Annotated in this window: 5 protein-coding genes; all 5 read right to left on the bottom strand. The window is 45.4% G+C overall.

Annotated features, from left to right (window positions below):
• Positions 1-73: 73 nt before the first annotated feature.
• Positions 74-4,912, bottom strand: a complete 4,839-nt coding sequence (locus HUJ19_RS11055; protein WP_290624256.1) for an NAD-glutamate dehydrogenase — start codon at positions 4,910-4,912, stop codon at positions 74-76.
• A 151-nt stretch (positions 4,913-5,063) separates the two neighbouring features.
• Complete coding sequence (locus HUJ19_RS11060) at positions 5,064-7,412, bottom strand: MMPL family transporter (protein WP_290624257.1); 2,349 nt, start codon at positions 7,410-7,412, stop codon at positions 5,064-5,066.
• Between the two features lie 31 nt (positions 7,413-7,443).
• Positions 7,444-8,451 carry a YCF48-related protein gene (locus tag HUJ19_RS11065; RefSeq protein WP_290624258.1) on the bottom strand — a complete coding sequence of 336 codons (1,008 nt, stop codon included), beginning with the start codon at positions 8,449-8,451 and terminating at the stop codon, positions 7,444-7,446.
• A gap of 74 nt (positions 8,452-8,525) precedes the next feature.
• Positions 8,526-9,899 carry a DUF1329 domain-containing protein gene (locus HUJ19_RS11070; protein ID WP_367274008.1) on the bottom strand — a complete coding sequence of 458 codons (1,374 nt, stop codon included), beginning with the start codon at positions 9,897-9,899 and terminating at the stop codon, positions 8,526-8,528.
• Positions 9,900-9,927: 28 nt separating this feature from the next.
• The gene (locus HUJ19_RS11075; RefSeq protein WP_290624260.1) at positions 9,928-11,850 is read right to left on the bottom strand and encodes a DUF1302 domain-containing protein; all 1,923 of its coding nucleotides are present in this window, start codon (positions 11,848-11,850) and stop codon (positions 9,928-9,930) included.
• Positions 11,851-11,886: the final 36 nt, after the last annotated feature.

Raw genomic sequence — 11,886 nt, forward strand, 5'->3', positions numbered from 1 at the left:
CTATTGAAATAAGAACAAACCTCCTATTTCAGCTAAAAAAATACCCAGCCAGGCTGGGTATCTATTGTGTCACTTAACCAATCAAGCGATGACTTCGCTGCACCAGAATCTGCAACTCACGCAGTGCCACTGAGAACTTGGAGAACTCATGAGTACTGGTTTGCCTAAAGTCAGCAACCATTTCTTGCCAGCGTGACAAGAGGTCATCATGGTCGGCCAAGAAGTGCTTAATACGCGTATCAGCCGTCTTATATTTATTGGTCAAAGGCAACACCGCCTCGATCAAATTACGCTGCTGATAGTCCAGCTCTTCTCGGAAAGCGGCACGGGCAAAGGCCTGCCAGTGGTTGAGAACTGGCTGGGCAATAATTTGCGTCAGGAACCAGTGCAAATTAATTTCAGCGCCCAGTTTGTAGTAAACCTCAGCAACCAACAGAATTGGCAAGTCATGTTGCTTAGCCATTTCAATAATATCCATAGCCGAGAACATAGTGCTCAATAGAGAAACCTGGCGTGCCAGCTTCTCTGGAACACCTTGCGCTATCAACTGCTGTGCTTCTTTTTCGATGCCTTGTGCTTCTTTAGATTCCAGTGTCTTATGCACATTGCGTTGTAACTCAACCACGCCATCACGGAAATAGTTGACCACTTCCGCGATAGTCTGATCCTTGCGACGGTTACGCACAAACCAGCGAGTAGCACGACGCACAATGCGACGCGCCTGGAACATCATCTGAATCTGAACATTGGCCGGGACTTTATTATCAAGCGCCTCGATGCTTTCCCACAGCCCCTGCATACCAAAAGTTTCTTTGGCCATGGCATAACACTGAGCTACCTCACCAATGTTAGCGCCAACCTCATCAATCACACGAAAAGCGAAGTTGGTTCCCATTAGGTTGACCATTTCATTAGCTACGCTCATGGCAATAATTTCGTCGCGTAGCGGATGCTTCGCCATCACTTCCGCATACTTGGCGCGCAAAGGTTTGGGGAAGTATTCCACCAGGTAACGCTCAAAATATTTCTCGTCGGTCACTTCAGGAATTCGTAATGAGTCCTTCAGTTGCATCTTGCCATAAGCAAGCAATACCGATAGCTCCGCGCGGGTCAAGCCCTGCCCTTTCGACTCGCGCTCCAACATTTCTTCGTCAGTTGGCAAATACTCAAGCTCTCGATCAAGCTGTACATCTTTCTCCAGGCCATGAATAAAGCGCATATGCTCTTTAACCATGCTCGGTGCACGCGACTCAGTGATGCTGATTGACTGTATTTGACGATAGTTATCTTCAATAACAATCTGCGAGACTTCATCAGTCATCTTGGCTAACAGTGTATTACGCTGTTTTTCAGTCATATTATGCTCAGCCATGACGCCATTAAGCAGAATCTTAATGTTGACCTCATTATCTGAGCAGTTCACACCACCGGCATTATCAATAAAGTCAGTATTGGCACGACCACCATTGAGCATATACTCAATACGACCCAGCTGAGTACAACCAAGATTGCCACCCTCGCCTATGACACGCGCATTCATTTCTTTACCGTTGACGCGAACCCCGTCATTTGCACGGTCGCCCACGTCGGCATGAGTTTCTTTCGACGATTTAACGTAAGTTCCGATACCACCGTTCCAGAATAGATCCACCTTCATTTTCAAGGCAGCATTGATAAATTCGTTGGGTGATAAGGACTTGGCCTTAACACCCAGCATCTGCTGGATTTCAGGCGTCAAGGCAATAGATTTAGCACTACGTTCAAAAACCCCACCACCTTTTGAAATTAAGGAGGCGTTGTAGTCATTCCAGCCTGAACGCGGCAACTTAAACAGACGTTCGCGCTCTTTGTAAGAGGCGGCCGCATCAGGGTTAGGATCGACAAAAATATGCATGTGGTTGAAAGCAACCTGTAAGCGAATGTGCTTGGAAAGCAGCATGCCGTTACCAAATACGTCGCCCGACATATCGCCGCAACCCACGACCGTAAAATCTTCATTCTGACAGTCGATGCCCATTTCACGGAAGTGACGTTTAACCGACTCCCAGGCACCTTTTGCTGTAATGCCCATGGCTTTATGGTCGTAACCATTACTACCACCAGAGGCGAAGGCATCGCCTAACCAGTGACCATATTCCAACGAGATACCATTAGCGATATCCGAGAAGGTCGCTGTACCTTTATCTGCAGCTACAACTAAATACGGATCTGGCTCGTCATGAATCACCACATCTTTTGGATGAACCAGCTTATCGGCAACATAGTTATCGGTGATATCCAGCAATGCACGAATAAAGGTTTTATAACACTCTACACCTTCTGCAAAGAAAGCATCGCGCCCACCGGTAGTTGGCAACTGCTTGCAGACAAAGCCACCTTTAGCACCAACCGGAACAATTACCGAGTTTTTAACCTGCTGCGCCTTGACCAGACCCAGAACCTCAGTACGGAAGTCCTCACGGCGATCTGACCAGCGTAAACCACCTCGGGCCACTTTACCGCCACGCAAGTGAACGCCTTCAACGCGAGGCGAATAAACAAAGATTTCAAACATAGGCACCGGTTTTGGAATGCCGGTAATCATTGCTGGTTTTAACTTGAGGGAAATGTAACTTTTATCTTTACCATCTTCAGTTTTCTGATAAAAGTTTGTGCGCAGAGTGGCGTCAATGACTTCAAGATATTTGTTTACGATTTTATCCTGATCAAGATTACTAACCTGCTCAAACTTCTTCTTCAGATCCTTTTTAAGAGCATTGTATTTGCGCTCGTCAAACTGCTGATGAGGATTAAATCTAAGCTCAAATAGCTCTACCAGACCATGGGCAATCTCAGAATATTGCGACAGAGTTTGCTCAATATAGGTCTGGCTAAAGGTGAAGCCAATCTGCCACATATATTTAGCATAAGCACGCAGCATAGCAACTTGACGCCAGTCGAGACCGGTAGCAATGATTAGACGGTTAAAGCCGTCTTTCTCTGCCTGATTAGTCCAGGCTTTGGCAAAAGCTTCCTGGAATTTGTCACGAACCGAATCAACATCAATCTCATTGTCATAGCGAACACTGAAATCCATGATCCAGATAGTACCAAGAGCTTCTGACGAAATCTTATATGGAGTTTCATCAATAACCGTCAGCCCCATATTCTCTAATAAAGGCAGGACTTCTGATAATGGGATGGGTTGTTCGCGATTAAATAATTTAAAGCGTAATAAACCGCCTTCAATCTGCTTCTTGTAGAGCAGCATATCAAAAGGACGCTCTTCGCTGAGGCGCTCGATATGTTTAATGTCAGCTATCGCCGATAAAACGCTTTGTTGATTCTGGTAACCCGGTGAGAAAGCGCTTGCGTATTTTTTCTGTAGCTTAGTTGCTTCCGCAGGCTCATAAACGTGGGCGAGCGTATCAACCAACACATCTTCCCAGCTCAAAGCAGCTTCCTGTAAATCAGCCTGAAGTTTTTTCAGGTCGTACTCAATCGCTTCGGCATTTTCAACTGGAACACGGAAGTGGGTTCGTACCAGGTTTGACTCCGAGAAGTGAGTATTAAATTCGATTTCACCTTTGCTACCAAAGGTTTCTGACAGAATTTCTGTCATACGCAAACGAACCTTGGTGTTGTAGGTGTCTCTCGGCACAAAACAAAGAACCGAGAAATAACGACCAAATGGGTCTCGGCGCACAAAGGCTCTAACCTGGCGGCGTTCCTGAATATGTAAAATACCCATTGCCACATTCAATAACTTCAGGGTTGGGATCTGGAACAGCTCATCTCGTGGATAGGTTTCCAGAATATTTTTCAGTGCCTTATAGTCGTGGCCACCCTGTTTTAGACCCGATTCAGCCAGAACATTGTGGATCTTCTTACGAAGGACGGGGATAAACTGCGGATCCATGTTGTATGCCGCAGAAGTGAAGAGACCAAAGAAGCGGTATTCCCCAATCACTTCACCATCTTTGTTAAAGCGTTTCACACCAATGTAATCAATGTGGCTTGGGCGATGCACCGAAGAAACCGTGCTGGTTTTAGTCAGCACTAAAATATGCTCATTGGATAGCGCCAGTTTCTGAGCACCTTTCGGTGACTCAGACAAGCTGTAGGCTTTCTGTTTCGCAGGATCTGCTAAAGTACCAAGCCCACTTCCCTTAACCGGTTTTAACACCAGATCATTTTTTGATTTCTTAAGGTCATAAGTCAAGGAACCCATAAATACAAAATGGTTCGCCTTAACCCAGCGCAGGAAATCAAGCGCTTCTTCAATGCGGTCTTTTCGCAATGGCGGTGGCGTTGATTCCAGCTCATTAATGATGCTGGCCAACTTATCTCGCATCGGCTGCCAGTCACGAACAGTGGCTCTAACGTCGCCTAAAATGCGTCTTAAATCAGTTTCTACCTGCTGAATGGTCTCATCGTCAAGTTGCTTATCGATTTCAAGATACATTGGTGTTTCGATATTACTGCTCTTTTCGCACTCATCGTCAACACACAGATTAACCGATTTGATTTTGCCATTTTTGTCACGCATAACCTGCATTGGCACATGAATATGTAAATGCACATCAATGCCATGACGGTTGAGCTCCATACGGATTGAGTCCACCAGGAAAGGCATATCCGCGTGATTTAACTCAATAATGGTATGCTTGCTTTTCCAGCCACTCTTATCATTTGAGGGGTTGTGCACACGAAGCTTACTGGTCCCATCAAAGTCCTGAATGAACTGCCACAGGCTGTAAATTGAGTTATAGATTTGCTCAGGGGTACGCTCGATAAATTCATCTTCAGAGACACTACTGTAGATAATTTCAGCGAATTGTTTGACGAGCTCAGATTGACGTTTTGATGCTTTTTGTTCGATCAGTTGCTTAACATCATTTAGCAACTTGGAAGAAGTGTTTGAACCGACCATTATCCTTTCCAAAACCGCTTGATTGGGTGAAGAAAATCAAAAATAAATTGTGTCAATTCTAGGCCATTTGAAAGCAAAATGGCACCTAAATTTCACTTTAGATGCCATTATTTCTAACTGGTACGCGCTGTTAGTGCTTTTACTATTTTTATTAACGGCGATAGAGAAGAGCCGCTAACGCAGGTAATAGAATAATTGCGCCCAGCATGTTCACCAGGAACATAAAGGTTAGCATGATACCCATGTCCGCCTGGAACTGTAGATCAGACATCAACCAGGTGCTAACACCAATCGCCAGGGTTAAGCCTGTGAACAGAACCGCATTACCGGTGAGCTTCAAGGTTTCGAAGTAAGCATCTGCCACACTCATGCCTGAGCGGATAAAGCCAACCATTCTGGAGAAGATGTAGATACCATAGTCAACACCGATACCCACACCCAGTGCAATTACCGGCAAAGTTGCCACCGTCAGACCAATTTGCAGCCAGGTCATCAGCGCCTGTGCAAGGAAAGACACCACCACTAACGGCAATATCACACAGATGGTACCGCGCACTGAGCGGAAGCTGATCAGGCAAAGCAAGGTCACAGCCAGATATACCCAGATCATCATTGGGATTTGCGCTTCTGAAACGGCCTCATTAGTAGCGGCCATCACACCAACTGGTCCAGTTGCCAGCAAATACTCTACTTCTTCATGTGCTTTATTCGATCTGAAGTCTTTAACCGCTGAAACCAGTCGCTCAATAGTTTCAGCTTTATGGTCATCAAGGAAGATCATTACTGGCATCACGCTACAGTCAGAGTTTAGTAATCCTGTGCTGGTTTCGACACGACTGATGGACTGCACCAGAACGGCTTCATCCTTTGGCAACATTTTCCATTTCAGGTTGCCTTCACTAAGCATCCCATTCACGACCTTCGCAACCTGAGGCAAACTGATGGTGGACTGTACTCCTTTCACATTGTTCATTTCCCACTGGAACTGATCAATGTTATTCATGATGTCATAGTAGGTACAGCCATCCGTCTTGGTTTTAGCCAGAACATAAATCACATCTGTGCCAATCGCGTAAGTATCAGTAATGTACTTATTGTCCAGGTTATAGGTCGAATCCTGTCTTAAGGTTGGTGCCCCGGCCTGTAAGTCACCGACTTTCATATTGAGCGATTGCCAGTAGCCAATAAGACCTAACAAAAGACCTACCACGATTACTATGGTTGAAACAGGCTTGCGAGCGAACCCAGCAATCTTCTTCCACCATTTTTCGCGGGCATGCTCACGCTCACGCACGCCTTGTACAAACTTGTCTGAGAAGTGGGTGTATGAAAGCAATAATGGCAATAGCAACAGATTGGTCAGAATCAAAACTGCTACACCAATACTGGCGGTAATTGCCAACTCGCGAATGATATCAATTTCAATCAGCTGCAGGGTAAGGAAGCCGACGGTGTCACTGATCAGCGCAATACCACCGGGAACGATCAAGGCGGCACAAGCAGCAATGGCAGCGTTGTAGGTTTTCATACCGTGTGCAACATTGTGCTGGACACCGTTGATCATCTGCACGCCATGACTGACACCAATGGCAAAAATCAGGAATGGTACCAGAATTGACATTGGATCTATGCCGTAGCCTAGAGCAGTCAACAGACCTAACTGCCAGACTACCGCAATAATTGAAGTCAGAATCGGCAGAAGCGTTAACTTTATCGAGCGTGAATACCAGTAAACCAGCAGTGCGGTAATCACAAGAGCAATCAGGAAGAACACGATTACACCACCAGCAGCATCACTGACATCGCCAATCATCTTCGAGAAACCAATAATATGCACTTCAACATCCGGATATTTCGCCTCAATATCGGTGCGGATCTGCTCTAAATCATGGGCCACCCGAACAAAGTCAGTTTGCACCATTTGGTCACCGTTTTCGCCGGTAACCTGATCATCTGTAGGATTATATTCCGACAGCAATTGAGCTGAGACCATCGCCGACTCAAACTCGTTCGAAACTAATCGACCGACAATACCTGCTTTTAATATGTTTTCACGTACTTGGTTAAGCGCTCGTTCCGAACCATCAAAGCGTGCAGGAATAACTGGACCACCTTCAAGGCCTTGCTCACTGGCTTCAATATAACGTGTATTTGGTGTAAATAATGATTCGACTTGTGGCTGATTAACTCCGGCAATACCAGAGACGCGCCCAGTTGTCTCATTCAATGCTTCAAAGAAAGTCTCATTAAATATGTCGCCACTTTTATCTTCGAGCGCCACCAGCACTCTGTTTGCTCCACCAAACTCATCCTGATATTCGATATAGGTTTGCATGTATTCATGCTTAAGTGGGATATTCTTTTCGAAACTGGCATCAACGCGAAGCTGTGTAACGAAATACGCCATGATCGCTGTAAAAACTGCAAATAAGCTAATCCACAGCATTCGCTTGGAGAAAAAGACTTTCGAGACTAATGTTTCTAATTTGTTCTTTGTCATTCTGTATAACCTTTAACGAATCTATGGCGAACTACTGTTGAGTAAGGCTTAAGCGTTCAACGCCGCCCTCTCCCACAACAATTAAAGTTTCTTCATCTACCGCCACAACAGCTGTACGGCCTTTTAAGTCTTTCCGTTTCTTAATATCTGTCGATGTCAGTGTTTTATAAACCAGAACACCACCGGTTCCGACCAACACCCAGCGATTCTCATCGAGGATTGCCATATCATGAAAGCCTGATGCAGTACTCAGGAATTGGCCCTGCCACGACTGGCCCTGATCTTTAGATATGTAGAGGTTGCCTCTCAATCCATAGACGTAGAGGTAACCATTATCATCCACCTGGATTCCAAAGAAGGAGCCGTCGTATGGTGTTTCCAGCTTCTGCCAGGTTTCACCACCATCACGTGTTTCGGCTGCTAACGCTGAACTGGTTTCAAAACCATCTTCATCAACACCATCAATAAACTTCTCACCAGTCATAACCCAGTAGTCATCACTGACTTTTTTAATCGAGTAAAAGTGACTGAAATAACCATAGTAATCAGCCAAACCTTCAACTTCTCTGTTTTCCCAGGTGTCACCACCATCGCTAGACTCCAGGTATAAACCATAAGAACCAACTGCAACTATCAAATCACTTGTTATAAATTGAACATCAAATATCGCAGGTTGCTCAAAGGATTCTTCCTGATGCGCTAATTGCCAACTTTCACCACCATCATTTGTCATCAGAATTGTCTGGCTGAAGCCAACCGCTATACCACGCTCATCATCCAGGAAACTTACCGCTGTTAGTTGTTCACGGGTAGGTACTGGAACCTGACGCCATTCGATACCATTATCATCCGATATTAAAATATGGCCTCGCTCACCGACAGTTATCAGGCGGCCAGACTCTAATTTTTCCACGTCCAATAGTAATGACTTAGCAGCTTTATCAGCGATTAAAGCAGGCTCGGCTTTCGCGTCAAGGGAAACCAACATTCCGCTGCATAACAGCACCAAAGGGAATGCATACTTAATGATTGCTTTCATACAGAACAGTATTCTCTGGTTATTATTAAAGTGTAAAAAAAGCGGCCGAAGAAACGGCCGCTTGCATTGTCTAACTAGCGTATGCCTGCGCGACGTAATGCTGAAGGAGTGAAATGAGAATCACTAAACTCAACTTTGAAGTTATACATGGTTTCCTGGTTATCCAGACCGATGACCAAGTAACGACCTGATGGTAGATCGTAATATGCTTCAAGAGTTGACCATAAAGTTGGTACGTCGTAGTAATTGATTAGATAAGCCATAGCTACACGCCATAACTCACCACGCTCGTCATACATTTCTTCAGCAGCAATCTGCCAGCTGTCTTCATCAATATAGAAAACTCGCTTACTGTATTGATGACGCGTATCTTCTTTCAAATTAGCTTCCAATACCCATACACGATGTTTTTCATAACGAACCAGGTCAGAATTAATCACGCCAGGTTGGATGATTTGATCATAAGTTACTTCATCTGAATGCAACTTATAGGTGTTGTATGGAATATAGATCTCTTTTTTGCCCTTAATGGTCCAGTCATAGCGATCTGGCGCACCATTAAACATATCAAAGTCATCAGTGGTACGTAGACCATCCGAAGCAGTACCCGGTGCATCGTAAGCAACGTTAGGAGCACGGCGAACACGACGTTGACCTGTGTTATAGGTCCATGCTTTGCGCGGCTCTTTAACCTGATCCATTGTTTCATGAACCAATAATGCAGTACCTGCCAGACGTGCCGGAGCAGTTACGTTTTGACGGAATAAGAACAAAACATTACCTTCTTCCAGTTTTTCTGGAGTCATGTCTGGCTCATTGTAGATATGGTGAAGCTCATCCTTCAGCTTAACCAATACATAGCCACCATCTGGCAATGGAGCCGCCTGTCCAACTTCGCGCTCAACAGAAACGCCACGATAGCGGGTAAGCGAGTTCCAGATTAACTGAACACCATTTTCGGGAAACGGGAACGGAACACCTATTGCAGCACCTTTGATACCATTACCTTCCTGGATCAATTCAGCGCGAGTAGCGTTTGCTTTAATCGCGTCCAGAACGTGCTGAGGATAAGAGGCACTACGACGGGTAGGATAGATGTGCATCTTGAAACGGTCAGGGTAGGCTTTGAATAAAGCAATCTGCCCTTCCGTTAAATTATCAGCGTATTGCTGATAGTTCGATGCATCAATCGTAAATTGAATTTCATCATCAGCAAATGGATCTGGATGATGATCACCTTCCTGATAACCCTCTGGAATCAGGTCTTCTGTGATCCCACCAGTCCAGGCTGGGATGGACCCATCTTCATTGCCTGCGCGAATGGAACCCATGGGTGTATAGACATCTCCGCCTAATTGCGCAGCCTTGTCTGCTGAAACTTTAGCGGATGCTACGCTCGAACATAATGCCGAAACGACTGCACCTGCCAATAACCATTTATTCATCATTTTAGCCATATCTTATACAACCCTTTTATTAAAACGAATAACTTAATGCTAGAGAGACGTGATCTCTATCTGAGATCAAGTTTGCAGAACCACCACCGAAGTAGCTGTTATATGCAAAGTCCCATTTCCAGGCACTGAGGGTACTTAAACTGACGCCCGCTGATAATGACTTACGACCTTCCAGGAAGTTCGAAATAGGTGCAGGCGTGTTACCGCTTACATCATGCTGGAATACGATGCGTGGTGACATATTCCAGCCACTGAATACATTGTTGTAATCCCAACGCATAGCCATGCGGTAACCCCATGAGAACTCATCAGCAAAACCATTCTCAGTCATGCCTTCACACTCAGTGCGTACCCTTTGATTGGTTATAGGGTGAGTGAAGCCACAGGGAGAAGTACCTGATGGATCTAGTGCAAACAAACCTTCAATTGTGCCATTGCCATTGTAGTCAACGGCTCGGTCTGGATTGCCTGTGCGGAATGTACCTTCTGACTCAAAGCGAAGTTCATCCTGGCTTGGCATGTCGATAATCTGGTTGGCACCAACTTCGATTAAGAAAGCAGTCTGGTCAGAGCCGAAAACCGGACCCAGTAATGATGTAATAGTCATCTGCGCCTGTACGGTATCCAGCAAACGATAACCAGAGATTTCTTCACCTAGGCCAACACCGCTGGCAACCTGACTGGTTCCGACAGGGATTTGACCAATTGGCTCAAGAGTTGCGAATAACAGCTCAACGTCATCTACCTGTAATGGCTCATCAACACGGTAAGAAATCTCACCGGCAACAGACAGGCCGCTGTCAGTCGCAGTGTTAAAACTTAAGCCATACATCTGAATATCTTCTGGATACTCAAGGAAACCTGTTACCACACCCTGAGCATTAGCAGCGTTCGCCGAGATGATTGGGCGACGGTTATGGTAGTTCATGTAATAGAAACCCAACTCTGTTCCAGAGTCAGAGAAATAGCCAACTTTTACACCGAACTGACCTTCATCGTCTGCGAAACGACTGGCTTCACGCAGTGCAACCGTACCAGGCGTACCTTCGCTGTACTGAGCAAAACCTAAATGTACCTCATAACCCTTAAGGCCCAGGAAGTCACGGGTTGAGAAAAATGTACCCGGTTCATCAAACTTCACTTCCTCGAACTCAAACTGATAGAAAGCTTCCATATTCCAGCTTTCATTTAAATCGAAGGAGGTCCAGATCATGCTGGTTGGGATAAAGGCTTCTTTAAGCTCAGCACCCGGATTTCTTAGAACTCGTAAATCAACAGGGTTAGCTTCCGACAAGCTGTGCTGAATAAAGGTACTTTCACCCCAGCTAACAACCTGCTCACCAAGACGAACCTGCATGACGTTATAGTTATCGAATTCCCAAGTCTTCCAGATATACATGTCCAGCATGCGTGCATCATAACCCTGTTCAGTTCTAGCTGTATTACGATCACCGCCATAGCCACCTGCTGGGTAGCTGTCCAAATCTCGGAAAGGAAGCTCGGTATCCATCAAAATACGGTCGTAGTACCAAAGGCCACGAGCGAATAAGCCCTGATCGCCATCTTTGTGGCGAACATCCAGTTCATGCACACCTTTAATCACTTGCGAGAAAAAATCGCCTTGATCAAAGTTTAAATTGCCGTCATCGGAGTTATTAGACCAGGCGCCAGCAGGTACTGTGCCACTGCCATATAAAGTAGAAATTGGCTGGCCAGTTTCTAGTTCATAAAGATTAGATTTACCGACTAAATTGCGGTCACGGTCTTCAACGCGAACACCGACACCAACAGATAGCGTGGTATCAAAGCTAACATCGTAATTTTCTGTGTCCCAATTCACCGCCTGACTGCCAGCAGCTGACACAGCTAGAGCAACACCGGCTGCAATCTGAGATAAGCGTGTCATTGGAGAGCTTTTATGGATTAACCCTGTATTTTTCATACAATTCCTTCCCCCATCGATAGGAATTAACTGTTC

It is taken from the genome of Kangiella sp. (assembly GCF_014762745.1).
In the GTDB taxonomy this organism is placed as follows: Bacteria; Pseudomonadota; Gammaproteobacteria; order Enterobacterales; family Kangiellaceae; genus Kangiella.

Bases quoted from the DNA above. Each gene is read 5' to 3' on its own strand.
- HUJ19_RS11070 (WP_367274008.1), bottom strand. From the start codon at position 9,899: ATGATGAATAAATGGTTATTGGCAGGTGCAGTCGTTTCGGCATTATGT.
- HUJ19_RS11055 (WP_290624256.1), bottom strand. From the start codon at position 4,912: ATGGTCGGTTCAAACACTTCTTCCAAGTTGCTAAATGATGTTAAGCAA.
- HUJ19_RS11065 (WP_290624258.1), bottom strand. From the start codon at position 8,451: ATGAAAGCAATCATTAAGTATGCATTCCCTTTGGTGCTGTTATGCAGC.
- HUJ19_RS11075 (WP_290624260.1), bottom strand. From the start codon at position 11,850: ATGAAAAATACAGGGTTAATCCATAAAAGCTCTCCAATGACACGCTTA.
- HUJ19_RS11060 (WP_290624257.1), bottom strand. From the start codon at position 7,412: ATGACAAAGAACAAATTAGAAACATTAGTCTCGAAAGTCTTTTTCTCC.